The 25,804-nt window shown below is 62.8% G+C and carries 24 protein-coding genes and 1 pseudogene; 7 read left to right on the forward strand and 18 right to left on the reverse strand.

Annotated features, from left to right (window positions below):
* From BMX92_RS08445 to BMX92_RS28365, 6 genes and pseudogenes are all read right to left on the reverse strand, one after another.
* Positions 1-551 (reverse strand): hypothetical protein (locus BMX92_RS08445; RefSeq protein WP_143066746.1); only part of this gene is annotated, 551 nt, incomplete at its 3' end.
* The gene (locus tag BMX92_RS08450; RefSeq protein WP_093014923.1) at positions 548-727 is read right to left on the reverse strand and encodes a hypothetical protein; all 180 of its coding nucleotides are present in this window, start codon (positions 725-727) and stop codon (positions 548-550) included. The genes BMX92_RS08445 and BMX92_RS08450, both read right to left, overlap by 4 nt.
* Positions 724-4,701 carry a hypothetical protein gene (locus BMX92_RS08455; protein ID WP_093014926.1) on the reverse strand — a complete coding sequence of 1,326 codons (3,978 nt, stop codon included), beginning with the start codon at positions 4,699-4,701 and terminating at the stop codon, positions 724-726. Before BMX92_RS08455 ends, BMX92_RS08450 begins: the two co-directional genes overlap by 4 nt.
* Positions 4,698-7,985 carry a hypothetical protein gene (locus BMX92_RS08460; protein WP_093014929.1) on the reverse strand — a complete coding sequence of 1,096 codons (3,288 nt, stop codon included), beginning with the start codon at positions 7,983-7,985 and terminating at the stop codon, positions 4,698-4,700. Before BMX92_RS08460 ends, BMX92_RS08455 begins: the two co-directional genes overlap by 4 nt.
* Positions 7,986-7,992: 7 nt before the next feature.
* Entirely contained in the window at positions 7,993-8,130 is a 138-nt protein-coding gene (locus BMX92_RS27920; protein WP_256213328.1) for a hypothetical protein, read from the reverse strand.
* Between the two features lie 379 nt (positions 8,131-8,509).
* Positions 8,510-8,758: pseudogene (locus tag BMX92_RS28365) on the reverse strand (ParB N-terminal domain-containing protein); the annotation flags it as partial.
* Between the two features lie 270 nt (positions 8,759-9,028).
* Between BMX92_RS28365 and BMX92_RS08475 the strand changes: the two are divergent.
* The gene (locus tag BMX92_RS08475) at positions 9,029-9,733 is read left to right on the forward strand and encodes a helix-turn-helix domain-containing protein (protein ID WP_143066747.1); all 705 of its coding nucleotides are present in this window, start codon (positions 9,029-9,031) and stop codon (positions 9,731-9,733) included.
* A gap of 4 nt (positions 9,734-9,737) precedes the next feature.
* Here the strand turns inward: BMX92_RS08475 and BMX92_RS08480 are convergent, their stop codons facing one another.
* A complete protein-coding gene (locus BMX92_RS08480) occupies positions 9,738-9,983 on the reverse strand; it encodes a hypothetical protein (protein WP_093014941.1) in 246 nt (81 codons plus the stop codon).
* A 150-nt stretch (positions 9,984-10,133) separates the two neighbouring features.
* Here BMX92_RS08480 and BMX92_RS08485 point away from each other — a divergent pair, with 150 nt between their 5' ends.
* Both BMX92_RS08485 and BMX92_RS08490 read left to right on the forward strand, forming a co-directional pair.
* On the forward strand, positions 10,134-10,376 hold the full coding sequence (locus BMX92_RS08485) for a hypothetical protein (RefSeq protein WP_093014944.1): 243 nt from the start codon (positions 10,134-10,136) through the stop codon (positions 10,374-10,376).
* Positions 10,373-10,696, forward strand: coding sequence for a hypothetical protein (locus tag BMX92_RS08490; RefSeq protein ID WP_093014947.1), 324 nt, complete (start codon positions 10,373-10,375; stop codon positions 10,694-10,696). The genes BMX92_RS08485 and BMX92_RS08490 overlap by 4 nt, the downstream gene beginning before the upstream one ends.
* A 355-nt stretch (positions 10,697-11,051) precedes the next feature.
* Here the strand turns inward: BMX92_RS08490 and BMX92_RS08495 are convergent, their stop codons facing one another.
* Entirely contained in the window at positions 11,052-11,660 is a 609-nt protein-coding gene (locus BMX92_RS08495) for a DUF2272 domain-containing protein (RefSeq protein WP_093014950.1), read from the reverse strand.
* Positions 11,661-11,781: 121 nt separating this feature from the next.
* The gene (locus BMX92_RS08500) at positions 11,782-12,957 is read right to left on the reverse strand and encodes a vWA domain-containing protein (RefSeq protein WP_093014953.1); all 1,176 of its coding nucleotides are present in this window, start codon (positions 12,955-12,957) and stop codon (positions 11,782-11,784) included.
* A 134-nt stretch (positions 12,958-13,091) separates the two neighbouring features.
* Here BMX92_RS08500 and BMX92_RS08505 point away from each other — a divergent pair, with 134 nt between their 5' ends.
* Positions 13,092-14,456: a methyl-accepting chemotaxis protein gene (locus tag BMX92_RS08505; RefSeq protein ID WP_177184978.1), complete on the forward strand. Its 1,365-nt coding sequence runs from the start codon at positions 13,092-13,094 to the stop codon at positions 14,454-14,456.
* Here BMX92_RS08505 and BMX92_RS08510 read toward each other — a convergent pair.
* From BMX92_RS08510 to BMX92_RS08550, 9 genes are all read right to left on the reverse strand, one after another.
* Positions 14,444-15,301, reverse strand: coding sequence for a DUF817 domain-containing protein (locus BMX92_RS08510; protein WP_093014959.1), 858 nt, complete (start codon positions 15,299-15,301; stop codon positions 14,444-14,446). The two genes, BMX92_RS08505 and BMX92_RS08510, sit on opposite strands and share 13 nt — an antisense overlap.
* A 39-nt stretch (positions 15,302-15,340) precedes the next feature.
* Positions 15,341-16,387 carry a hypothetical protein gene (locus tag BMX92_RS08515; RefSeq protein WP_093014962.1) on the reverse strand — a complete coding sequence of 349 codons (1,047 nt, stop codon included), beginning with the start codon at positions 16,385-16,387 and terminating at the stop codon, positions 15,341-15,343.
* Positions 16,388-16,480: 93 nt separating this feature from the next.
* Positions 16,481-16,930, reverse strand: a complete 450-nt coding sequence (locus BMX92_RS08520; protein ID WP_093014965.1) for a GFA family protein — start codon at positions 16,928-16,930, stop codon at positions 16,481-16,483.
* A 132-nt stretch (positions 16,931-17,062) separates the two neighbouring features.
* On the reverse strand, positions 17,063-17,908 hold the full coding sequence (locus BMX92_RS08525) for an AAA family ATPase (protein ID WP_093015588.1): 846 nt from the start codon (positions 17,906-17,908) through the stop codon (positions 17,063-17,065).
* A 76-nt stretch (positions 17,909-17,984) separates the two neighbouring features.
* Positions 17,985-18,665, reverse strand: coding sequence for a DUF6975 family protein (locus tag BMX92_RS08530; RefSeq protein ID WP_093014968.1), 681 nt, complete (start codon positions 18,663-18,665; stop codon positions 17,985-17,987).
* Positions 18,666-18,818: 153 nt separating this feature from the next.
* Entirely contained in the window at positions 18,819-20,864 is a 2,046-nt protein-coding gene (gene rpoD, locus BMX92_RS08535; RefSeq protein WP_093014971.1) for an RNA polymerase sigma factor RpoD, read from the reverse strand.
* A gap of 46 nt (positions 20,865-20,910) precedes the next feature.
* Complete coding sequence (dnaG, locus tag BMX92_RS08540; RefSeq protein WP_093014974.1) at positions 20,911-22,818, reverse strand: DNA primase; 1,908 nt, start codon at positions 22,816-22,818, stop codon at positions 20,911-20,913.
* A gap of 4 nt (positions 22,819-22,822) precedes the next feature.
* Entirely contained in the window at positions 22,823-23,224 is a 402-nt protein-coding gene (locus BMX92_RS08545; protein WP_093014977.1) for an endonuclease domain-containing protein, read from the reverse strand.
* Positions 23,225-23,268: 44 nt separating this feature from the next.
* Complete coding sequence (locus BMX92_RS08550; RefSeq protein WP_093014979.1) at positions 23,269-23,721, reverse strand: GatB/YqeY domain-containing protein; 453 nt, start codon at positions 23,719-23,721, stop codon at positions 23,269-23,271.
* Positions 23,722-23,874: 153 nt separating this feature from the next.
* Here BMX92_RS08550 and carA point away from each other — a divergent pair, with 153 nt between their 5' ends.
* The 3 genes from carA to BMX92_RS08565 are packed head-to-tail and all read left to right on the forward strand — an operon-like array spanning position 23,875 to position 25,800.
* A complete protein-coding gene (carA, locus tag BMX92_RS08555) occupies positions 23,875-25,053 on the forward strand; it encodes a glutamine-hydrolyzing carbamoyl-phosphate synthase small subunit (RefSeq protein ID WP_093014981.1) in 1,179 nt (392 codons plus the stop codon).
* Positions 25,050-25,418, forward strand: a complete 369-nt coding sequence (locus BMX92_RS08560) for a ribonuclease E inhibitor RraB (protein ID WP_093014983.1) — start codon at positions 25,050-25,052, stop codon at positions 25,416-25,418. Before carA ends, BMX92_RS08560 begins: the two co-directional genes overlap by 4 nt.
* Before the next feature lie 19 nt (positions 25,419-25,437).
* Positions 25,438-25,800: a hypothetical protein gene (locus BMX92_RS08565; protein ID WP_093014985.1), complete on the forward strand. Its 363-nt coding sequence runs from the start codon at positions 25,438-25,440 to the stop codon at positions 25,798-25,800.
* Positions 25,801-25,804 lie beyond the last annotated feature (4 nt).

Below are 25,804 nucleotides of genomic sequence, written 5' to 3' on the forward strand. Positions count from 1 at the left end.
GCGCGCGAATCCACTGGATCGGTTTCATTGGCCCAGACATCCGTCACGCCCTGAATGGTTGTGCCGGGTCGACCAGTGATTTTCAGCGGCTTCTTTGGGTTTACCAATATGGGCTTGGCGAAATAGGTGCCGGGCGCCCCGTCGAGATCGCTGTCTTTCGCCAGAATGGCTTCGCTCTGGTTCTTTGCGCAATCGTCCAGCCATTCGGCAGCGAGTTCCGAATTGTCGTCATTGTCGGTGCGCCCGCCGACCTCATTGAGCGTCAACTGGCCCCGCGTGCGCTTGATCGCGGGAGCGGTGACCACCGCGACATTACCGTCCGCAATGACCTTTTGGCGCTCGATGCACGGCATATAGACGGTCTGACCGTTGACGTTCCTGACCGGGTAATAGCCAAGATCGCCGACCTTCCCGCCGACAGAATTGAAGCTGGCAGGATCGTCCTTTGTGCCCGCAAGCAACATGACCTGCGCGTCCGCCCAATCATTTTGCCGGCCAATCACCGTATTGGTGCGGGCAAGCAGCGCCGAAAGATCGCTGTCGATGCTCATGCGCCGCCTCCGATCGGCACGACCGCGCCGTCCACGACATGATGCGTCACGTCCCAGTCGGGGCGGAACGCGGGCACTTCAAGGAAGGGCCGACCGTCCGCCTCGATCCAGGCCTGCGGCGACGATGTGCATTCAAGGATGCGCCCGTCCTGGGCGTCATAGAAAATGACAATCATGTGTAGACGATCGTGGTTGAGAGGTTGCGGCCATGGACCGACATGTTCGACGGCCCGGAGAAGTAGATTTCGACGGCGTGGGTGCCCGCAGCGAGGCTATGCGAGCCGGCAAGGATGATGCTGATTTCCGTGGTCGCCCCGCCGACCGAGAAGATCGGCTGGCCACCGATCACCAGCGAGAAGGCGGAGTTGCTGACCGACCCGGCATAGGCCACGGCGATGGCGGCAACCGCCTGGATCGAGGCCGGCGCGAGCAGTTCGATCGTCTTGGTGAGGATCAGGATGTCATTGCCGAAGCCCGAACCGGGCACCGATGCACTGGCCGCCGCATTGGCGAACTGGGCGCTGTTGCCCGATCCGGCCTTGATCTTGTCGACCTCGACATCGTGCATCTTGAGCACGCCGCCGCTGTAGTCGAACACCGCCTGGCTGATCGTGCCGTCCGCGTCCCAGATGCGAAAATAGTCGGCGACGAAATCGAAGCCGCCTTCCTCGCCGTCATTGTTCGCCATGAACCCGACGATATGCCCGTTGCTGTCGAGCTTGAGGCCATAGCGCAGCAGCACGCCATCGACGGACTCCAGCAATTCGGTGATGCTGGCGCTATGATCGCCCAACGTGGTCTCGACGCCCGTGATCTGCGAGGCAAGCGCCGCGTCGGCCGACACGCGGGCACTGGTTTCGGTGATGACGGATGCTGCCACATTGTCGATATCGCCCTGGAGCAATGCGACGGCCGCTTCGCGCGCGGTCACCTCGGCCGCATCGGCGCTGGCCCGGGTAGTGGCCTCTGTCGTCAAAGCCGCATTGAGATTGGCGTCGGCGCTCTGCAAGGAAGATATCGCCGCCTGCCGCTGGGAGGTTTCGGCCGCGTCATTGGTCGCCCGTGTCGTCGCCTCCGATGCTATGGCCGCCTCCAGATCGGTGACATGGCCGTCCATCGCCGTCGTGAGGCTGGAGATAGCCCCGTTGCGCGCCGTCGTCTCCGCCAGATCGGCGCTGGCGCGGGTGGTCGCTTCCGACGTGATCGCCGCCATGACGGTGCTGATTTGGCCGTTGATCGTGGTCTGGAGCGTCGAGATGGCGGTGTTGCGCGCGGCGGTTTCGGCAAGGTCCGCCGTGGCGCGGGCCGTGGCCTCATCCTCGATCGCGGCATTCGCGGCGGCGATATCACTGCCGACCTGCGCGGCCAGCGCCTGCCGGGCTGTCGCCTCCGCTTCGTCCGCTGTGGCGCGGGTGGTCAACTCTGTGGTCAGCGCCGCGTTCAGATAGGCGTCGGCGCTCTGCAAGGAAGATATCGCCGCCTGCCGCTGCGACGTTTCGGCCGCGTCATTGGTGGCGCGCGTCGTCGCCTCCGATGCTATGGCCGCCTCCAGATCGGTGACATGGCCGTCCATCGCCGTCGTGAGACTGGAGATAGCCCCTTCACGCGCCGTGGTCTCCGCCAGATCGGCGCTGGCGCGGGTGGTCGCTTCCGACGTGATCGCGGCCATGGCGGTGCTGATCTGCCCGTTGATCGTCGTCTGGAGCGTCGAGATGGCGGTGTTGCGCGCGGCGGTTTCGGCAAGGTCCGCCGTGGCGCGGGCCGTGGCCTCATCCTCGATCGCGGCATTAGCCGCGAAGATGTCGCTGGCGACCTGGGCGGCGAGCGCCTGCCGGGCTGTCGCCTCCGCTTCGTCCGCCGTGGCACGGGTGGTCGACTCTGTGGTCAGCGCCGCGTTCAGATAGGCGTCGGCGCTCTGCAATGAAGATATCGCCGCCTGCCGCTGCGACGTTTCAGCCGCATCATTGGTGGCGCGCGTCGTCGCCTCGGTAACGATCGCGGCGCTCAGACTGGCATCCACCGTTTGCAGCGAGGATATCGCCGCTTCGCGGGCCAGCGTCTCAGCGGCGTCGGCCGTGGCGCGGGTGGTCGCCTCCGACGTGATCGCCGCCCGCGTGACGGCCATGTCGCTGTCGATGCGCGACACGGCAATCTGCCGCTGTTCAGTTTCGGCCAGATCGGCGCTGGCACGGGTGATAGCCTCGGTGGCGATGGCCGCCGTGACGACATCAATCTGGCCGTCGACCTCTACCCGCAGTTCAGAAATCGCCAGATTGCGCTGCTCGGTTTCGGCCAGGTCCGCATTCGTCCGCGCAAGGGCTTCGTCCACGATCTGGCTTTGCACAAGTGTAACGCCGTCCGCCATTTCGGTGCGGACCTCGGCAATCAGCACTTCCCGCGACAGCGCTTCGGCACTGTCCGCATTGGCGCGGGCGGTCGCTTCCTGCTGCACCAGCGCGCGGACCGCCTGCTGGTCGACCGTCATGACCGCTTCCAGCGTGACGATGGTGGACGCCAGCGCCTCGTATCCCTCGACGCGCGCCACAGTTTCCTCTGTGATCTTCGCGCCGACGGGCACGCCGTCCAGATGGGTCAGATTGTCGAAATATTCGCGCCGCTCCTGGTTGAGGAGCAATTGATCCAGGGCGGCCATGTCGGCCGAGCGGGCGCGATCGACCAGCGCCTGTGCGCCTGCCACAATGTCATCGGCGTTGGTGGCCTGCGCGAGCGCCTTGACCGCATCGGCCAGCGCCTGCGCGCCTGTCACGATCTCGGCGGCATTGGTGGTCAGCGCCAGCGCCTTGACGGCGTCAGCCAGCCTCTGCGCACCCGCGACCACGTCGGCCGGATTGGTGGTCAGGCCGATCGCCTTGATGGCCGCGACGATATCGTCCACCGTCACGTCGCCGATATTGGTGCCCGATGGCGAACCCGCCGTGGCGCCCGGCTCGGCCGGCTTCAAATCCTCGACACTGGTCCCGTCCTCATAGACGACATCACTGGCGAGCAGCGTGATCGAAATCTCGCCATCACCATGGACCCGCTCATTGCGCTTGTAGCCGACCTGCCGCGAATAGACGGGCGGCACCGTGCTTTCACGGCTGATGAAGGTCGCGCGCAGCGTCTCGATCGGGCCGTCGAAGGTCCAGGGCTGGATATCCACCTGGCCAAGCGGCGTCAGCTGCCAGATCAGCGTTACGCGCTGGAGCAGCCGGTCGAGCGCCGTCGCGCATGTTTCGGTGCCATCGCCGATATGCAGGCCGCAGGCGGCCGGGCGCAGGGCGGACGCAGCCGCAAGGTTCGCGATTCCCGGCCCGCCCGCCGAGGCCAGCAACTGCGCGGCGATGCCGGCAGCGGTCTGCGAATAGCCCGCCGCTTCGCCCAGCAGGTCGGCGGTGAGCGGCCCGGCCGGCTGGGTCCACCATTTGCCGCAGGCGATCGACGGGGCGAAAACACCGCCGCCGCGTTCCGGCGTGGCGAGCTTGAGAACGGCCAGCGTTGCATCAATGCTGCCCTGCCAGGCAACGATGCCCAGCGGCCCGGCGCGTCCCATGTCGCGCAGCGCGCTGCATCCCTGCAACGGGAAGGCCGGGTCGCCAAATTCATAGATATTGTTGGCGGCGTCGAGCAGCCGGCCTTCGACGTTCCACACCTTGCCGAAGCTGCGGCGCTTGACACGGCCGGTCGCGGACTCGCCGCCCTCGATGCCGCCCGTGCCGGCGAAGGTGCCGGTCGCAAAGGGCTTGTCGAGGCGATTGGAAAGGTCGGCGCAGGTGATGACCAGCACGCCGTCCTTGATCGTCGCCTCGGCCACGGTGCCGGTCAGACGGCGCTGGATCGCATTGCCGCTGATCCGGTCCACCTCGATCGCGGCGTCGCGCCAGTAGAGCGCCGCGACGGGATCGAGGCGGGACGGCTCGGCCGGTTGCCAGCCGATCGCGCTGACCGCCGGCACGGCGCGCGCCGACCAGCCTTCCTCATCGAAGCTGAGCGCGGCCTCGAACCGGGGATGCGCGACGATCCCGGCCAGATAATGATCCGACCCGTCATAATGCGGCGCGCCATTATTGCCGCCCGCCAGGAAGATCGCCACCGCCGCCCCGGTCAGGGCGTTGCGCGGCCAGGCGCGGATGCGGGTGACGACGCTCATGCGCTCCTCGCCACAAGATCGGTGTTGGTGAGGATCGTGCCGCTATAGGAGGAAGACACGGCGGAAAGCAGGCTGTCGAGCGTGCTGCTGATCTGGACCAGTTGATCGGCCTGCTCATTGGCGATCTGGTTTGCGGTTTCCAGCTTGGCGTTGGTGACCCCGGCCGCATCCTGCGCCGCCGCGATCCGGTCGCTTTCCGCCTTGATGACGGCCTGGGCGTCGGCGATCGCGCTGTCGCGGTCGTTCGTATATTCGGTGCCCGCCGTCCCATAGGCGTTGCGCGACAGCTCGATCAGCTGGCGCGACAGCGTGGCGAGCGTGTCGGCCGCGCCGTCCTCGCCTGCCTCGGCCGCAGATCGCGCCTTGGCGATCTCGGCCAGCAGTGCGGTGCGCTGGTCGGCGGCCGAGCCTTCGAAGAGGTCGCCATAGGAAAGGTCATCCAGCATGTCCTGGAGTGAACCGACCCGCGACGAGAGGATTTCATCGACCAGGGCGGCCCGGTCCTCGGCATTCTTCTTCTCGATCGCGACGATATCGAAGCCATATTCGGTCGCGATTCGCAGCCGCTCCTTGGCCTGCGCTTCGAACGTCTTGAACTGGCTGGTCATCTCGGCGGTGATCCCGCCCAGCAGGGTTTCGACCTCCTGCACCTTGAGCGCTTCGGCCAGCGCGTCTTCCAGATCGTCGGAAGATTTGAGCGCCTTTTCAACGGCCGCTGAAAGGCCTGTCACAGCCCCCTGGGAGACGGCCAGCTGGATCGCATAGGCGATCGCGCCCGCCTGATCGTCATCAAACTCCTTGGCGCCCTTCGCGACCTTGAGCGAGCCGGTGCCGCTGCGCACGCGCCAGTCACCATGGCGCTGGCCGATGGTGACGTTGAACGACCCGATCGCGCCGCCCAGCATCTCTGCAAGCTCGGACAACCCGTCCTGGACAGAACTGGCAGCGCCCGATGCGGCCTGTTTGTAGGCGGAGCTGTTGCCGCTCAGCGTAGCGTCACCATCGACGCTGGTGATGTTGGCCGACCCGGTCTTGGTCTTCTTCAACAGGCCGCCCACGACCGAACCAAGGGTGCCGCCGACGATCGAGCCGATAGGACCGGCAATGGCGCTGCCGATCGCGCCGCCGATCGCGCCACCCGTTGAACTGCCCTTGATCCCCAGCAGGCTGGTCGCCAGGCTGCCGGCCGTCGCACCGGTCTGCGCGCCCGCAGCAAGGCCCCCAAGCGTCTTGCCCAGCGACTTGCTGAACACGCCGCCGTCCCCGAAAATGTCGGAGAAGATGGAACGGAAATCGCCCTTCAGGTCACCGAAGAACTGGCCATAGCCTTCCGCGAATCCCCCCTTCGACCCACCGCTCCCTGCCGTGCCGCCGCTTTTGAACAGCGCCGCCATCGGCCCCGTGCCGAACAAGGCCCCTTCCATGGCGGCGGCCGAAATGGTCTTGGCCAGCCCGCCGATCACGTCGGTCGCTTTCTGGCCGCCCTCAATGATCGCGCTGAAGGCGTCGCCCGCCGCCCGCGCCAGCTGTTCCTTGGCGCGCTGCGCGTCCTCGGTCGCCTGCCGCATCGCCTCGGTCGCGTCGCGTTCCTTCAGCGCGTTGGCGATGCGCCCTTCGGCCGCCGCCCGCTCCTCGGGCGAGAGGGCCAGCAATTCCTTGCGATAGCCCAGCATCGCGCGCTGGACGGGATCGAGCGTCGCGAGCGCGGTGGTTTCGTCTTCAATCGACTGGACGATCTGGTCGATCGCGCCCGATGCGTCGATCGCGGCCTGCTCCTGGGCGGCCATGTCCTTGATGTCGCCCAAGGGGAGCGCCTTGCTCAGATAGGCGGCGCTCGCCTGGGCGCGGTAATTGGCGACATCCTCGCCCGAAATCTTGCCCGCCTTGGCCAGCGCCGCGATCCGCTCCAGTTCATCGGCATAGTCCTTCGCCGCCTTGCGTGCCGGATCATAGCGGCCGATCACCCCCTCCAGATCGGCCTGGAGCTTCTTCGTCGCCTCGGCCGCCGCGCGATCGGCGGCGGTCGCGGACGCCCGCGTGCCGGCCAACGTCTTGCCGCTGGCGCTGGCCTTGCGTTCCGCCTCGCTGACCGCGTCCAGCGCGGCGGCGCGATCCTTGTCGAGCTTGACCTTCGCGCGCGCATAGTCCTGCTCGGACATCTGATCGCGACGGCTGTCGAGCCGGGCTAGCCTCTGATCGTAGTTCAAGCCGACGCGCGCGCGGGGATCGGTTGTCGCCTCGATCCCCCGATCTACGAAGTACTTCCTGTTACCAGCAACGAGCTTATTGGCTGACACCAATGCAGCCTCGGCGTCCGCGAGTTGCGCTTGCAAATCCCGCACATTGGCGTTCGCCTGCATCGAAGCAGCCTGCTGGATCGCCTGGCCAGGGCCAGCCACCGACCATCCAGGCGTTCTCTTCTGCTCGGCAATTGAAAGATTAAGCGCCGCCTTGGTCGCTTCAATCGTGCGAATCGCCAATAGCCGCTTAGCTTCGGCATTTTTCAGGGACTCGACGCGCGAGGTATATTGCGTCTGGGTTTCTCGCTTCAGCGCCTCGTTGAGTGCGTCGATCTGCTCGGTGAGCGAGGCGGCGGCGTCCTCTTCCTCCGCCATCGCATCCGCACCTTCCAGCGCCTCGGAGGCAAAGCCCGACAGGAAGCCAATCACCAGCGGCAGCACCAGCGCCAGGCCGCCGGTCAATATGCCCTCGACCGCGCCGGCCGACACGCCGAACGCAGACATGGCCGTGGCCGCCGCGCCGCTCGCCTTGGTGATGGCGCCCTGCGCGGCCGAGGACTCCAGCGCGCTGTCGGCCAGGCCGCCCAGCTGCTCTTCCAGCGCGCCCGCAAATTCGGACGCCTCCTCGGAGGAACCGCCGACATTGCTGAGCGCGCCGTCGAGGCCCGCCGCCTTGGCGACCGTGTCCTTGATCGCGCCGCCGATATTGCCCAGCACATTGTCGAGCAGGCCGGCATCATTGGCCGCCGCCCGAGCGCTGTTCCCGATCTGCCCGATCGACCCGTCCGCCGCCGCCGCGCGATCGGCGACAGCGCCGGCACTCGCTGCGACACTATCCAGTGCGCCGTCCAGCTCGCCGATCGCGCCGGTGGCGGTGGCGGCGGTGGACGCCACCGATCCGACCGCCGTCTCCATCTGCGCGGCGGCCGGCGCGGTGTCCTTGGTCCGCGTGCCCAGCTGCTCGACACTCTGGGTCAGCGCATCGACCGCCGCTTTCGCGGTGGCGCTGTCGCCGGTGATGATGAGGGAAGTCTTGAGGCTCATCGCGCGCTCACCCGCGATAGCCGTTGAGCGCCGCGACGGCTGCGCGCTCCATCACGCGCAGCCAGGACCATTGATGCGGCAACAGTGCGATCTGCGCCTGGCGCAGCCCGGCGCGTGCGCCGGCATAGTCCAGGGAACGGAGCAACGAGCGCGCGATACAGGGCAAGGTCATCGCGGATCGTCCGCTTCGACATACCCAGCGCTTCAGCCGTCGCGTCCTGCCATCCATATACGGTGGCAAAGTTTGCCGCCGTATGGTCGACCTCGGCATCATTCAAGTCATCATCACGCTCGACCCCCGGCGCTTTCGCCCTCATCGCATCCCAACGGGCGCGCACAGCGATTTGCTGCTGGCTCAGCCCTTCATGCTGCCCCTGCATCCGCCGTTCTGCTGCATCGGCAATGGCGCGGACGAAACATGCCCTTTCGATCGGGCTGCGGTTTGGCCGCATATTTTCCATAGCTTCGATCGCTGCCAGATCGGCGGCGTCATCAGCCACGATCGCATTGATCGTCGCCAGACCTTGCAACCGCACACCTTCCAGCCGGTGATGGCCAGCAACCAAAGTCCACGGCGTCTCTGCGCGCGCACGCGGTCCACTGGGCCGCACGACGATCGGGACGATCTGACCATCCTGCGCGATCAGCGCGCCAAGACCGGCAGCCTTATCAGGCCAGAACGCACCCAATCGCTCGCCGACCAGAATATCATTGGGGGAAAGCGCCATGACGGTACGGGCCGTTTCCACGACCTTCTTCGCTGCGGTAGCCATGTCTATCGGGCCTCCGCATTTTGACGGTGCCTGCGCTTAACCAGTCTGCTATCAAACTCCACGTTGGTGGAATTTCTGGAGATTGTCAGTTGGTCGGGCGTTACCCCCAACTCCTTTGCGACGGCAGGCTTTGCGGTGGACGATTGTCCACGCAAGAAGTCCCGCAACGCATAGCGTTTCAGCCCCTTATTCTCGGAAAACCGCTCCATTGTACCGTAGCGCATGCGCAATATTCCGCGCACCACATCGGGATGGAGGCTCAAGTCTGACATGAGCGCTGCTCCTGCATCTAATTCCACGAATGTGGAGAATAGTTCCACGTTAGTGGAGAGGCAAGACACATTTGTAGTGGATATGGCGCAGCGTGTGCGAGATCGCGCTAATGAATTGAATTTAAACGCAACTTCTTTGGCGGCGAAGCTGAACGTAAAATCTTCTGCTATGGGCAATTATTGGAACGGCAAGCGTCCATATCCCGCCGAAGCGATCGCACGAATGTCCAGTGCACTTTCCACGAGCGTGGATTATCTCATAAGCGGTCGACGAATCGCATCTGTAGCGGTCGCAAGCGTGGAAGACGCAGAGTGGGAGGACGTCCCGTTTTACGACCTTCGCAATGTCACCGACACCGGGAAAGGCGATGCGCAATCTTGGACGCCATTTCGGAAGGACTGGCTGAACCGAACGCTAGGAACGTCTTTCGATCTTTACCTAGTGCGCTTGCTGTCTGATTACCGCAGTCGCAACGGCGATCGCGATCTGGTCGAAGGTGATTTGGTTTTTGTCCGCGAGATCACGTCAGGTGAGCTGGCTGATGGCCATGTTGTAATTTGGAGACGAGAAGGCGGCCTTACCGTAGCCCGCTATTCGCTAAGAGATCGGGACGATGGCGATGTCATATATCCGCACGAAGTCGCAGATGACCTATTTGTCCCAATCTGTCGCATATATGGAAAATTCTTACAGAGAATTTAATGCCTTAGAGTTCGGCCAAGCTGCACTCAATGTCTGACCTCAACTTCCAAATTTTGTATTTTTCTTCGTTCTTGGCATTCAGATATGCATCCGCAACACGCTGTCCCTGTTTGCAGAGTTCGCGAGCACGATATTTCTCTGGATACGTGGCGTTCTGGCGCTCGACCATTTGATATTTTTGTTCTTCTTCGGCCCCAGCGTCAGAGCAGGCGGCAAGGGTGCAAATGGCAAGGATCACAACGCTGCGCATTCTTGATAACTCCGCGATTCGCCTGGATCGTACAGGCAAAGCATTAAAACGAAAGATAGCTCAACATCGCATTCTGTCCCGGATTGACTCATTTGTTCTCTTTATGTTCTCATCCATCAACCGGCCCGAGTCGGTGGATGGAGGAACGTTATGGAACATGCAGGTCCGGCGCAGTTCGCCGCCGGTAAGAAGCCGCCCTTCGGACAGTGGTTGATCGAACAGGACAAGCGCACCGGCGCCATCGGTGATCTGGCAAAACATGCCAGGGCGGATCGGGCCTTTCCCAGGAACGGCGGCGTCAAGGATGTCTGGAAGCGGCTGAACAGCATCCAGGTCGAAAGCGAAATCTACGATGCTATGGAGGAAGCAGAACTGGACTATCTGGCGCTATGATTAGTCGGCGCCGCGAACCCGCTTATTGCTTCGGCCTCTTCGGCAAGGCCAAGGCGCCATGGCGCCCGACCTTGCTGGAGGCCGAGGCGGACGCTGTTGATGCCGGATACGGCTCATGGTGCGAGCATCCTGTTCCGGCCGGCAAGGTCGGCAAGATTTACCTCGACCCGCTCGCCGAAATCTGGACCACGTCCGACCTGGTGCCGGCCTTGCCGCGCGAAGTCTCGCCACCAGGCAAGCCGGTCCCGATCGCCGAGGATGACTATGCCGGTCTCAGCCGCATTGACCGCATAATCGCCCGGCGCGAAGGGCGCCGCTGAAACGACAAAAAATTCGGCCCGGTTCGATCGGTGCAGCTTCGATCGTCACCTGTGTCCAGAAACAGAAAAGGCGCGGATTTCCGCGCCTTTTCCAAACTGGGACCTGTTTGCCGAACTGGGCCCCCCTTGGTCCCAGTTATTTTTTGATTTCGCCGGTCCATCCGATGGCGGGGCACCCAACCAAATATCCCTTCAAAGGCCTCAAAGCCCCGTTTGAAGCGGCTTCAAAGGATTTTGGAACGCTGTCCTTTGAAAGCCTTTGACGCCACCCGGTTTAAAAAAGGTCTGGTCCCTGCAACGTCAATTTGCCGATCCATTATAGACACAGCTTCCCGGCCAGGTTTTTCGGCGATCCTTAGAAAACCCCAGATTTTGGCCGTTCCTGTCCACGCCTCCCCGCGAAATCCCGGACTATCCCGCCTTCCAACCCCACCTGTCCCCTTTCATTCACATTGCCGCCTATGACGCGAACTTTGTCTGCTTCGACGGCGACGACGATATCGCCATGCGACGGATAAAATCCGTCGTTTTGATAGGAGGTCGCAGCCTGATCATAGGTGAAGCTGCTGGCATATTCCCGACCGGCGCAGATAATGTCCCCGATTTTCGGTTTATATTGTTCGTAGCGGCGCGCGGCATAGGCAAATCCTTTACCATGCTGCGCTTCTTTCATTGCCGCAGAAATATAATGGCAATGCGCTTCCTTATATATGAATTTGCCGCCTGCTCCTGCCTTCCCGACGCAATAGGCCACGAAAGCGGATGACCATGCAGGCTTTATCCCATGTTCGACCGTCTTTCCGTCCAATTTGCTATTGCCGATGCTCAGCCAATAATCCTTGACGAACAGATAATAATCCTTCGGCGCGCCGTCTATTTTTCCTTTATCTTCTTTACCCGCGCCATCATCCCAACGTGCATATTCATGCAGACAAATATTGGCGAGATTTTGACAGAAGGTCATGATCCTATCCTATGATTGGATTATCGACCATAATTTGTTTTGAAAATTCATTGCCGTCAAGAAACGATCAGAATAACATGATCCAATACAGATGTATTTTCTTGGCGGTGTAGAGATGGGGTCACCGCTTCCGCGTCAGTTCCCGCATGGCCGCGTCGATGCCGTCGATCGTCAGCGGATACATGCGGTCGCCGATCAGGTCGCGGATCATCTTCGTCGACTGGCTATAGCCCCAATGGGCTTGCGATGCCGGATTGAGCCAGACGGCGGCAGGATAGGTCTGGAAAGCGCGCTGGAGCCAGACGGCGCCCGCTTCCTCATTCATATGTTCGACCGATCCGCCGGGCTGGATGATTTCATAGGGGCTCATGGCGGCGTCGCCGACGAAGATCAGCTTATAGTCATGGCCATATTTGTGGAGGATGTCCCAGGTGGGAATGCGTTCGGAAAAGCGGCGGCGATTGTCTTTCCATACGCCTTCATAGAGGCAGTTATGGAAGTAGAAAAATTCCATATTCTTGAATTCGCCGGTCGCGGCGGAGAAGAGTTCCTCGCACAGCCGGATATAGGGATCCATCGATCCGCCGACGTCGAGGAAGAGCAGCAGCTTGACCGCATTATGCCGTTCGGGCCGCATGCGGATGTCGAGCCAGCCCTGCCGCGCGGTGCCGCGAATGGTTTCGTCCAGATCCAGCTCGTCCGCCGCGCCTTCCCGCGCGAAGCGGCGCAGGCGGCGCAGCGCGACCTTGATATTGCGGGTGCCCAGTTCCCGGCTGTTGTCGAGATTGGCGAATTCGCGCTTTTCCCAGACCTTGATCGCGCGCTTGTGGCGGCTTTCGCCGCCGATCCGGACGCCTTCGGGATTATAGCCGCCATGGCCGAAGGGGGAGGTGCCGCCGGTGCCGATCCATTTATTGCCGCCCTGATGCCGCTCCTTCTGTTCCTCCAGCCGTTTTTTCAGCGTCTCCATGATCTCGTCCCAGTCGCCTAGTGACCTGATCTTCTCCATCTCCTCGGGGCTCAGATATTTTTCGGCGACGAGGCGTAGCCATTCCTCGGGAATGTCCGCCTCTACTCCGTCCTGACCGAGCACGCCCTTGAAGACCTTCGCGAATATCTGGTCGAAGCGGTCGAGAAGGGCTTCATCCTTCACATAGGTTGCGCGGGCGAGATAATAGAAATCCTCCGGCCGGCGGGCGATGACGTCCCGGTCGAGCGCTTCGAGCAGCAGCAGATGCTCCTTGATGCTGGCGTTGATGCCGGCGGCGCGGAGTGCGTCGAGGAAGTTGAGCAGCATGGCCCCTTGTCGAACAGGACGGGGCGCGGCGCAAGATCGGGTCATTGGCCGAATATTAAGTGTTGCAGTGCAAGGTTAATGCGTCACTATCCAGACATAATCGATTTTGCGGGGCGCAATTGGAAAACGGGGATTTGCTGGCCGATCTGGGGGAGAGGTCTAGCGATATAGCATTGCAGTGCAGCGAGACGGCAGGCTTTCTGGGGGAACTTAATCGCCGCATTCAGGGCGATTCGTCGCGTCTGAGCAATTTGCAGAGCAATATGGACATGCTGGTCGCCAGCCAGAGCGAAAGCGTCGCGGCCGCGCAGGAACTGAGCCTGACCGCGCGGCGGGCCGGGCATATCATCGCGGACGGCCATGATGTGATCGGCCTGTCGCTGGGGGAAGTGGCGGGGCTGGTCGAGCATGTCACCGGACTGGAAGGGCATTTGCGCCGTTTCCTGAAGGTGATCGAGGCGGTCGGCGATATTTCCGAGGATCTGGGCGCGATTGCGCGGCAGACGCGGCTGCTGGGCGTCAATGCCGCGATCGAGGCTGCACGGGGCGGCGCGGCGACGCAGGGCTTTGCCGTGGTGGCGGACGAAATCCGGCGACTGGCGGGGCAGGCGGGGGAGTCCGCCGCGTCCGTGGGGGACAAGCTGGGACAACTGGACCGCGATGCACGCGCGCTGATCGGCCGGGTCGAGGCGAATATCGTGCGGGGGCGCGATGTCGGCACGCATATCGACCGGCTGCGGCTGAGCATGGCGGAAATCGCATCGCTGGTGACGCAATTTGGCGAGCGATCCGATGCGATCGTGACCTGTACCGATGCGGCCGATGGCGATGTCTCCGCTTTGCGGCAGGGGTTGTTCCTGTTCAGCCGGTCCTCCAGTGAGAGCGCGGCGCGGGTGGATGTGGCGCGCGAGCAGGTGGAAGGGCTGGAGGGGATGGCCAACGCCATGCTCAACAGCGCCGCCCATGGGCCGCAGAAGACGCGCAACAGCAAATATATCGCCCTGGCGGAAGAGGGCGCGGAGGAAATCGGCGCGCTGATCGAGACGGCGGTGGCGGAGGGGCGGATCAGCCTGAGCGACCTGTTCGATACCGGCTATCGGCCGATCGAGGGATCGGAGCCGGCGCAATATCTCAACGGCTTCACCCATTTCGCCGACGCCGCGTTGCAGCCTTTGCTGGACCGGCATACGGCGCAGGACGGGGCGATCATCGGCTGTTGCCTGATCGACATGAACGGTTATCTGCCGACCCATGTCAGCGCGCGCAGCCAGCCGCAGCGGCCCGGCGCGCATGACTGGAACATGGAACATGCCCGCAACCGGCAGATCTTCATGGACGCCCAGACGCGCCGGGCGCTGGATGAGGAGGGGGATTTCTTCCTGTTCACCTACCGGCAGGATCTAGGCGAGGGGCGCTATCGCGCGCTGCGCAGCGTGTTCGTGCCGCTGGTCTTCGCGGGGCGGCGCTGGGGGCTATATGAGGTGGGCTATCTGATCTGATCCTGGTCCGTGCGGATACCGTGGATCAGTGACACGAGCACGAAGGAGATGATCATCAGCAGATACCAACTGCCCAGCTTGGCGAGGCCGACCATCTGCCATGTGTGCCGCTGGTCGGGATAGGTCCAGGCATTGGCGAAGGTGCCGATATTTTCGGCGAACCAGATGAACAGCGCGACGAGGAAGAAGCCGAGCAATAGCGGCATCCGGCGCGGTTCGCGCCAGGGCGTGAAGATGATCCAGCTTCGCCCCAGCAGCAGGACCGCAGCAGCGAAAAGCGCCAGGCGGATATCCGGCAGCCAGTGATGGGCGAAGAAATTCCCATAGATAAGGCAGGCCAGCAGGACCGTCGTCCAGACCGGCGGATAATGGGTGAAGCCAAAGTCGAAGATGCGCCAGATGCGGGCGATATAGCTGCCGACCGCCGCATACATGAAGCCGGAGAAGAGCGGCACGGGGCCGATATGGAGCAGGCTGGCCTCCGGATAGAGCCATGATCCGGCCTGTGTCTTGAAGAGTTCCATGATCGTGCCGATCAGGTGGAAGGCGAAGATCACCTTTGCCTCTGCCCAGCTTTCGAGGCGAAAGGCCAGCATGCCGGCCTGAATGACGAGTGCCGCCAGCGTCAGGAAATCATAGCGATGGAGTGGCGCGCCGGGTGGGTAGAAAAGGTGGGTGGCGAGCAGCAGCGCCAGCATCAGGCCGCCGAACAGACAGGCCCAGCCCTGTTTGAAACCGAAGAGCAGAAATTCGAAGGCCCAGGCCGTGGGGCCGGGCGGAATGCGGATGGCTTCGAGATCGGCGCGGATGCCCGCGAAGCGGGTCGCGCCCGGTAATCGGATCATGGCAATGATCTAGACCGGGCGCGCCGTGGAAGGAAGTGGTCAGTGGGCGGCGGAGGTCAAACGGCTGACCGTGACGTCGCCATTGGCGGCATAGGTGGCGGTGGCTTCCGCTTCGGCCGTCTGTGTGTCCTTGCCGTCCAGGATCGCGGCAACCTGATGCGGGGTGGGGACTTTGTCATAGACGCCATAGAGGTCGGTCTGGCCGACCATGTGGATCGACAGCTTATAGCCTTCGCCCTGCGCTGCGGGATCGAAGGCCAGCACGGTGCCGCTGTCGTCCACCGGCACGATGATCGCGCCGTCGCTGCGGCCGGCCTGCTGGAGCATGTCATAGCTGCCGTCGGCGGTGGTCACGGCGCCACGGATGCAGAGCGCATCCTTGCCGTCGCGCGGGATGCGCACTTCGGCAGGGATGGCTTCTTCCCCGGCCTTTGGCGGGGTCAGGCGGGCGTCGGTGGCGTCGGCGACCGGGCAGGCGGCGAAGCTGGCGGGGGTGGTGGCGTGCAGGCTGGCGGCATCGTCGAAGTGCAGACCGGCCAGCATGCCGTCCAGCCCGGAGAGGACTTCGGCGCGGCGTTCGGTGGGGCCGGTGATGCGGATCTTGACGATCCAGCGCCCGGCATGGACGAAGCCCGCCGCCGTCGTGAGTGCCCCATCTGCGGCATGATCGTACACGGCGCGGATGGCGCGACCCGCCTGTCCAGCGGCAGGGGCGCTGGCATAGGCGGTGCGGCGGGTCTGGCTGCCGAACCGCTCCATCACTGCCTTGTCGGTCATATAGGCGGCGAGAGAGGCGTCGGCATAGGTCGGCATATAGACATAGAGGGTCGCCTGAATGACCCCGTCTTCCGACAGATATTGGGCATAATTGTCGACCGCGCGGCCGCCATTGGAGGCTTCGCCGCTCTTGGCGAGGGACAGGCCGGCGACGGTCTGGGGCAGGCTGATCCCCGCAGCGGTCGCGCGGATCGCGGTATCGCTGGGGGTCCAGGCTTCGGCGTCAGCCGTGGCGTGCGCGGGGACGGCCAGGCACAGGCTCATCGGCGCGAGAAGGGCAGAAATGATAATTTGGGCGCGCTTTGGCATTCAGCATCCCTCTCCAGATCCAGACCGTCTTGGCGCGGCCTTGAACTATGACAGGGAGGCTACAGACTATGCGCGCGGGCGCAAGGGCGAAATTCAGGCGACGGGCGGGATTTGTGCGGGATAATGGGGCAGGTCGGGGTCGTGATGCGCCCAGGCGGGGGCGGCTTCGGTCCATATCTCCGCCTGCGGGCCGATCAGCGAAGGATCGTCCAGCGCGCCGGCGCGGATGAAGGTTAGATGCGGGCGCGATTCGGCCATGCTGAAGAGGGGCGTGCCGCAGGTGGGGCAGAAGCCGCGCTTCATGGCGTTGCCGCTGTCGGCGACGCTGTCATGCCAGCGGACCTCGCCGGTCGTGGTTACATACTCGGTGGGGAAGCAGACATTCACCGTGGCCGATCCGCCGCCCAGATATTGGCACAGGCGGCACCAGCACATGCGGGCGGCCATGGGCTGCGCGTCGATGGTGATGCGAACGGCGCCGCAGAGGCAGCCGGCGGTGTGGGCGGCGGTGTGGGCGGCGGTGTGGGCGGCGGTGTGGGGCATGGGGAGGTCCTTATAGTGGTGCGCGGGGGTGGCCCACCCCGCTGCGACTAACTCGCTGCGCTCGTAAGTCTCGCTGCCCTTGGCCGGAGACACGTGTCTCCGGCCAACGTTTACGGGAGGGGAATGGTTCTTTCAGCGCCCCTGACGGCGGGCCATGAAGGCGAGGCGTTCGAAGAGCATGATGTCCTGCTCATTCTTCAGCAGCGCGCCGTGGAGGGGCGGGATGGCCTTGGTCGGGTCGCTGTTCTGGAGGATGTCGAGCGGCATATCCTCGTTCAGGAGCAGTTTCAGCCAGTCGAGCAGTTCGGAGGTGCTGGGCTTTTTCTTGAGGCCGGGGACGTCGCGGATCTCGTAGAAAATCTCCATCGCCTTGCTCACCAGGATTTTCTGGATGCCGGGGAAATGGACGTCGATGATGGCCTGCATCGTCTCGCGGTCGGGGAATTTGATATAGTGGAAGAAGCAGCGGCGCAGGAAGGCGTCGGGCAGTTCCTTTTCATTGTTCGATGTGATGACCACCACCGGCCGTTCGGCCGCCGCGATCGTCTCCCCCGTTTCATAGACGTGGAAGGCCATGCGATCGAGTTCCTGCAACAGGTCGTTGGGAAATTCGATATCGGCCTTGTCGATCTCATCGATCAGCAGGACGGGGAGTTTGGGGGAAGTGAAGGCCTCCCACAGCTTGCCCTTGCGGATGTAGTTGGCGATGTCGTGGACGCGCGCGTCGCCAAGCTGACCGTCGCGCAGGCGGGCGACGGCATCATATTCATACAGGCCCTGATGCGCTCGCGTCGTGGACTTGACGTTCCATTCGATGAGGGGGGCGTCGAGCGCCTTGGCGATTTCCTGGGCGAGGACGGTCTTGCCGGTGCCCGGTTCCCCCTTCACCAGCAGGGGACGACGCAGCAGCACGGCGGCGTTGACCGCGACCTTCAGATCGTCGGTGGCGACATAATCCTGTGTGCCTTCAAAGCGCATCATCCCGTCCCATTCGGTTGTCGATGACAACCGGACTAGGCAATGCGGCAGGCAGGTGCAATCGGTAAAGGCGCGATCAGCCCTGCTTCGCGCGCACATCGGCGCGGGCGGCGAGCAAGTCCCACAGGCCGCGATGCTGGTTCAGAAGCTGGCGGGCGCCGAACTGGATGGCGCGGTCGATCGCATCGTCCCCGCCGATCGAGCGGGCGACCTCCAGCGTGAGGCTGCGTTCGGGGAGGGCGCAGGGATGGGGTTCGATACCGGCGCGGATCGCCGCCATGTCGAGCACATGGCGTACGGCGCGCCAGTCGAGCACCAGCGCCATCGCCGCGCCCATGGCGCAGCCGCGCCGGTCGGACTGGGCGAGCATATCGAGCGCGTGGCGTTGCTGGCTGACGACGGTTTCGCAATCAGCCTGACCTGCCGTGCTGGGGGCCGGACCGGCAGCGACCGTGACCTGAGCCAGATAGGCACGTTCGCGGGCGAAGCCGTCGGCCGCTTCGATCAGCCATTGGCGGGCGGCATTGTCGGCCGAGCGGGTGGCGGCATGATCGATGACGCCGGGCTGGCGACCGTGGAGCAGGCAGAGATAATAAGCGGCGTCGGCCAGATCGGCGAGCGACAGCAGGGTTTCGCGTGATACGCCGGTGCTGGCGCGATTGGCATAGGCATGGGATGCCGTTCCATCGGCGGCGACCAGCGCCTCAAGAATGCGCGCTATGTCGCCAAACTGATATCGCGGTGCGGCTTCGCTCATCCCAGACCCCTGTACTGCCCGGCGCGCCGGGTGAAGCCAGACAATAGACTGGTGCGAGTAAACGTCCGGTTTACGGAATCAGAAAGGGCGACCGTGAAAGCCGCCCTTTTCCGTCAAGGATGGTTAATTTAAATTTACCGATCCAAATTAATTTTACTGATCCAAGAAAGACCGCATCTTCCGCGAGCGGCTCGGGTGCTTGAGCTTGCGCAGCGCCTTCGCTTCGATCTGGCGGATACGTTCGCGGGTCACGCTGAACTGCTGGCCCACTTCCTCAAGAGTGTGGTCGGTGTTCATGCCGATGCCGAAACGCATGCGCAGCACACGCTCTTCACGCGGGGTGAGCGAGGCCAGAACGCGGGTGACGGTTTCCTTCAGGTTCGCCTGAATAGCGGCATCCACCGGGATGATCGCATTCTTGTCTTCGATGAAGTCGCCCAGATGACTGTCTTCCTCGTCGCCGATCGGCGTTTCGAGGGAGATCGGCTCCTTGGCGATCTTCATCACCTTGCGCACCTTTTCGAGCGGCATCGACAGACGCTCGGCCATTTCTTCCGGCGTCGGTTCGCGGCCCTGCTCGTGCAGGAACTGGCGGCTGGTGCGGACCAGCTTGTTGATCGTTTCGATCATATGGACCGGGATGCGGATGGTCCGCGCCTGATCCGCGATCGAACGGGTGATCGCCTGCCTGATCCACCAAGTGGCATAGGTGCTGAATTTGTAGCCGCGGCGATATTCGAACTTATCCACCGCCTTCATCAGGCCGATATTGCCTTCCTGAATAAGATCAAGGAATTGCAGGCCGCGGTTCGTATATTTTTTAGCGATGGAGATGACGAGGCGCAGGTTCGCTTCGACCATTTCCTTCTTGGCGATGCGCGCTTCACGCTCGCCCTTCTGCACCATGTTGACGATGCGGCGGAATTCGGACAGCGACATGCCGGTCGCCTGGGCGATTTCGCCGATCTCGTTACGGATGCGATCGACAGCGCGTCCTTCGGCAGCGGCAAAGGCGGCCCATTTCTTGTCGAGGCCTTGCACCTTTTCCAGCCAGGCGTCGTCCAGCTCATGATTCACATAGCGGTCGAGGAAATCCTTGCGGCTGACCTTGTGACGCTCGGCCAGACGCAGCATCTGGCCGCCCAGCGCGGTCAGGCGCCGGTTATAGGCATAGAGCTGGTCGACCAGATATTCGATCTTCTGCTGGTGGAACTTGACGCTCTCGACCTCGGCAGTCAGGTTTTCGCGCAGCTCGTGATAGCTGTCCTCGGCCTTCTGGCTCAGGCTTTCGCCATTGGCCATGGCGATCATGCGCGCTTCCTGCGCCTTTGAGAACGCGCGGAAAATGTCCGTGATGGTCGCGAACTTCTCAAGCGCCATCGGCTTGAGCGTCTCTTCCATCTGAGCAAGGGACAGGGTGTTGTCCTCTTCCTCTTCTTCCTCGTTGCGCCGGGCGCGGGGCGCACCATCCTCATCCTCGCCGTCGGCGGACTCCTCCTCCGGCTCTTCTTCTTCCTTGAAGCTGGGACCGGCGGTCTTCTCGCTGATCTCGCCATCATCATCCTCGGCGCCTTCCTCCAGATTTTCCGGAGCAGGATCCTTGGAGAGCATGGCGTCGAGATCGAGAATCTCGCGCAGCTGCATTTCGCCATTGTTGAGCGCGGTCGACCATTCGATGATCGCGTTGAAGGTGGTCGGGCTTTCGCACAGACCCAAGATCATCGTGTCGCGACCAGCCTCGATCCGCTTGGCGATGGCGATTTCGCCCTCACGGCTGAGCAGTTCCACTGCGCCCATTTCGCGCAGATACATGCGAACGGGATCGTCGGTGCGATCGACCGTTTCCTTCTTCTTTTCGGTGACGAGCTTGGGCCCGCCATCATCGTCGCCCGAATCGTCGTCGGAGTCGTCGGCTTCTTCGCGCTCGCGCTGTTCGTCGCCGTCTTCGCCGGCTTCTTCATTCTCGACGATGTTGACGCCCATTTCGTTGAGCGCCGACATGATGTCCTCGATCTGATCGGTGGACATCTGATCCTGGGGAAGAGCCTCGTTCAGCTCGTCGACCGTGATGTAGCCGCGCTTTTTCGCGCGCGAAATCAGCTTCTTGACGGAGGCTTCGTTGAGGTCGAGCAGGGGGGCGTCGCCGCCATCCTCTCCGTCACCCATACCACCATTTTTGCTGTTCGCCTTGGTCGCCATTTATTCGCCTTAACTTCGCTGCCCCTGTTGAAAGAGCTAGCTTCAATCAAACAATGTCTTCGGACTGCGCCAGTTCCGCGACGCGGCGATCATGATCGGCTTTCAGCACGCGGATGCGTTGCTGCTCAGCGAAATTTTCTTCGCTGAAGTCGTTCTCGAACCGCCTCGTCGCTTCCACCAGAGCTGCTTCCAGTTCCGGTCCCTGCGCCATCACCCGAACGGCCTCCTCCAGATCGCGCGCAAGGCGGTCAGGGTCGGTGGTCATCCTGTCGGGAGTGAGTGTAAACGCGTCGGCCCGGAGCATTCCCTTGGCCATATTATACAACTCACCTTGCCCCAATATGGTAAGGAGGGCCTGCGTTTCAACTGTTTCTTTTCGGAAGGACGCAGAGATCATCGCGGCAAGCAATTGGGCAAGCAGCGAATCGCCGATTTGCAGGGCCGAGAGCATCTCCCGATGGGGGCCAATCTGTTCGGGATGGCGCAGCAGCGCGGCCAGGATTGCGCGCAGCAGCCGCTGCTCCATGCCGCTGGCGCCGATGGCGCGTGCTTCGGTGCCGGCGGGGGGAATGGGGGCTTTCCAGTTGCCGCGCTTGTCGCGTTGCCAGCGTTGGCCGCCGCCGCTGAAGTTACCGCTGCTGCGCTGTTGCGGGGCTGAGTTACGCCGCGCGAAGAAGAGCGCGTCGTACCGCTCGCGAAATTCATGGGCGTAATGGGCGCGTACGTCGGGATGGGCGATCGCATCCGAAATGGCGCGAAGCCGCTGCTTGAGCGCGGCCTTCTGTTCGGGGGTTTCGAGTGGCGCTGCGCTGATCTCCTGCTTCCAGAGCCGTTCGATCAGCGGTTCGGCGGCGTTCAGCACCGCTTCCATCGCCTGGGGGCCGCTGGCGCGGATCAGGTCGTCGGGGTCTTGCCCGGTGGGGAGCGTCGCGAAGGCGAGACTGTGGCCGGGGTGCAGCAGGGGCAGGGCGCGGGTGGCGGCGCGGATCGCGGCTTTCTGCCCGGCGGAGTCGCCGTCGAAGCAGAGGATGGGCACGTCCACCATCTTCCAGAGGCGTTCGATCTGATGTTCGGTCAGCGCCGTGCCGAGCGGAGCGACCGCTTCGCCGAAACCTGCCTGGGCGAGGGCGATGACGTCCATATAGCCTTCGACCACGATGACGCGGCCGGTCGAGCGGCTGGCGGGGGAGGCCTTGTCGATATTGTAGAGGGTGCGGCCCTTGTCGAACAGCGGCGTGTCGGGCGAATTCAGATATTTGGGTTCGCCAGAGCCGATGATACGGCCGCCGAACGCGATCACGCGGCCGCGAATGTCGCGGATGGGGAGCATGAGGCGGCCACGGAAGCGGTCGTAGGTGTCGCGTTTTTTTGTTTTACCGCCATCCGGCTCGGCACCATCGGGATCAATGAGCAGCCCGGTTTCGACCAGCATGGGTTCGCCGAAGTCGCGCAGGGCGGTTTTCAACTTGCCGCGCGAATCCGGGGAATAGCCGAAGCCGAAGGCGCGACGGGTGGCGTCGGTGATGCCGCGCTTCTGCATATAGGCGCGTGCTTCCCCGCCATCGATGCCGCCCAGTTGCTCCTCGAAGAAGCTTTGAGCGGCGGCCATGGCGTCATGAAGCCCCTTGGCCTGTTCGGCGCGTTTGGCGGCGCGCGGGTCGGCGGCGGGGACGTCCATGCCGGCGGTGGCGGCCAGTTCCTTCACGGCTTCCATGAAGGGGAGGCCGCGCTGATCGGTCATCCAGCGGATTGCATCGCCATGCGCGCCGCAGCCGAAGCAATGGTAAAAGCCCTTCTCGTCGTTGATCGTGAAGCTGGGCGTCTTTTCATTATGGAAGGGGCAGCAGGCCTTATATTCCCGGCCAGCCTTGGTGACCTTGACGGTCTTGCCGATAAGGGTCGACAGCGACGTGCGCGCGCGCAGTTCGTCCAGCCATTGGGGGGTGAGGGTCATGCGATCAAAGCCCCTCCCTTCCAAGGGAGGGGTTGGGGTGGGTGATCTTCTGCCTCTCGGGCAAGGCGCTCGCGCGTTCTAGGATGACAGTCAGCACGCCATCCAGATTGTCACGAATGTCGGCATTGGAGAAACGCAAAACGAGATAGCCCTGATGAGCGAGATCAAAGTCGCGATCCCGATCCTTGATCGGATCATGGCGATCATCATCGACTTCCACGATCAGTCCGATGGACGGGCAAAGGAAGTCACAGATATAGGGTTCGATCACGGCCTGCCGGCGGAATTTGAAGCCACCCAATTGTGAAGCGCGCAAGGCGCCCCATAGGCGGCGTTCATAATCGGTGGGTTCGCGGAGCATGTCGCGCGCATATTGGCCGAGTTTCGCATTGATGCGTAGCGCCATCACCCACCCCAACCCCTCCCTTGGAAGGGAGGGGCTTTTTTATGTCAGCCCAAAGCCGCCTTCACCAGCCCGCTCGCCTTGCTCATGTCGATCACGCTGCCGTGGCGTTCCTTCAGCACGGCCATCACCTTGCCCATGTCCTTCACGCTTTCCGCGCCGATTTCGGCCTTGATGCTTTCGATCGCGGCCTTGGTTTCCTCTTCGCTCAACTGGGCGGGGAGGAAGCTTTCGATCACGTCCAGTTCGGCCTGTTCCTTGGCGGCAAGTTCGTCGCGGCCGCCGCTCTTGAACATGTCGATCGATTCGCGGCGCTGCTTCACCATCTTCTGGAGCACTTCGACCACCACGGCGTCATCGTCCGGCACGGTGGATGCGGTGCGCAGTTCGATGTCGCGATCCTTCAGCTTCGCCAGGATCAGGCGCACGGCAGCGAGGCGTTCCTTGTCGCCGCCCTTCATGGACTCGATCTGGGCGCTCTTTACCTGCTCGCGAATCATCGGCGAATATATCCTGTCTCTTCGGGAAAGGAGCAGATATAGCGGCAAAAGAGATTTTTAACAGACGTTGACCTGTAGAGGATGCACGCCTACCTGACCGGCCGTTTAACCCGCAGCAGACGGGTTCCCGCAAAAGCATAAAGGACCGCGACCATGGCAGACGCCAAGACCCTCATTGTGCCTAAAGGAGCGACAGGGGTCGTGGTTTTTGCCGATGGCAGCGCCGTGTTCGGTCGCGGTTTCGGCGCGGTCGGCGATGCGGTGGGTGAGCTGTGCTTCAACACCTCGATCACCGGCTATCAGGAGATCATGACGGACCCGTCCTATGCCGGGCAGATCATCAACTTCACTTTTCCGCACATTGGCAATGTCGGCACCAATCTGGACGATGTGGAGGCGAACAGCCCCTATGCGCTGGGTTGCATCGTGCGCCAGGACGTCACCGCGCCGAGCAATTTCCGCAATGTCGAACCGTTCGATCAGTGGATGCGCGAAAATGGTCGCATCGGTCTGGCCGGGGTCGACACCCGCGCGCTGACCCGCCTCATTCGCATCAAGGGCGCGCCCAATGTCGTCATCGCCCATGATCCCGAGGGCAAGTTCGATATCGCGGCGCTTGCCGCCAAGGCCGCTGCCTGGCCGGGGCTGGAAGGCATGGACCTCGCCATCGAAGTCACGGGCAAGGAAAGCCGCCTGTGGAAGGACGGCGTGTGGAAGCTGGGCCATGGCTATGGCCTGAACGAGGCGGGTGATGAGCGCCCCCATGTCGTTGCGATCGATTATGGCGCTAAGAACAACATCTTCCGCAATCTGGTGCAGGCTGGCGCGCGCGTGACCGTGCTGCCCGCGACGGCGACCTTTGAACAGGTTTCGGCGCTGAACCCCGATGGTGTGTTCCTGTCGAACGGGCCGGGCGATCCGGCGGCGACCGGCGACTATGCCGTGCCGGTGATCCAGAGCGTGCTGGCGGCGGACATTCCGGTGTTCGGCATCTGCCTTGGCCACCAGTTGCTGGGTCTGGCCGTGGGCGCGAAGACGATCAAGATGCATCAGGGCCATCGCGGCGCGAACCATCCGGTCAAGCGCCTGTCGGACGGTCTGGTCGAGATCACCAGCATGAACCATGGCTTCGCGGTCGATGTCGACACGCTGCCCGCCAATGCGCGATCGACCCATGTGTCGCTGTTCGATGGCAGCAATTGCGGCATCGAGCTGACCGACAAGAGCGCCTTTTCAGTGCAATATCATCCCGAAGCTTCGCCGGGGCCGCAGGACAGCTTCTATCTGTTCCGCAAATTTGTTGCGGGCCTGAAAGGCGCGGTCGCGGCGTGAGCCAGAACCTGCCCCCCGTCGACGAAGCGCGCCTCGCCGCAGAGTGGGAGGCGGACAAGGACGTCCTCGCCAATCTGAAGCGCAATGGCGATGTGGCGCGCATCGCGCGGCCCGTGGACGTCAGCTTCCGGGGCAGCGAGAAGGATTTCGAGCGCGTCCTGATCATCGCCAGCCAGTTCGGCTTTGTCGAACTGGATCGGGAAGAAGATGAGGATGGCGACCTCTTCCTGTTCCTGGAATGCGTGCAGCCGGTCGATGAAGCGTCGATCCGCGCACTGACCAAGAAATGCCTCCAGATCGAAATCCTCTGCGGCGTCGAATATGACGGTTGGGGCTGCGAGGCGCAGGCGGGGGGCGTGCATTGAGTATGAAAAGCAATTTGTGATGCAGGCCGATACGCCACCTCGTTTTGACAATCTCGCGCAGGTTGAGCGTATCGATTCCTCGTCACCCAGTCTGGTCTTCGGATTTCAGGCGTATGGCGAGGAAGGCGATCTACATCGGCTTGAAAAAGCGTTGAAGGCGGCTCGTATCGAGTTCCAAAGGTTTGATTATCATACGAGAAGCGTCGTTGTGTCCCCGCCATATTCCGTCGCTGCTTCCATGGTGACCAATATGTGGAAGAAGGCCGCATCGGGTGAGTTCGGTACGCTTCGCGTTGACATATTGTTGGTAGATAAAGATGCCGCTGCGGACGGTGTCGAAATTGATGAACTGGAAGTAGTGCGTCCTGACGAAATTCGTTGATAGC

Origin of the sequence: Sphingobium sp. YR768 (assembly GCF_900111125.1) — a bacterium.
In the GTDB taxonomy this organism is placed as follows: Bacteria; Pseudomonadota; Alphaproteobacteria; order Sphingomonadales; family Sphingomonadaceae; genus Sphingobium.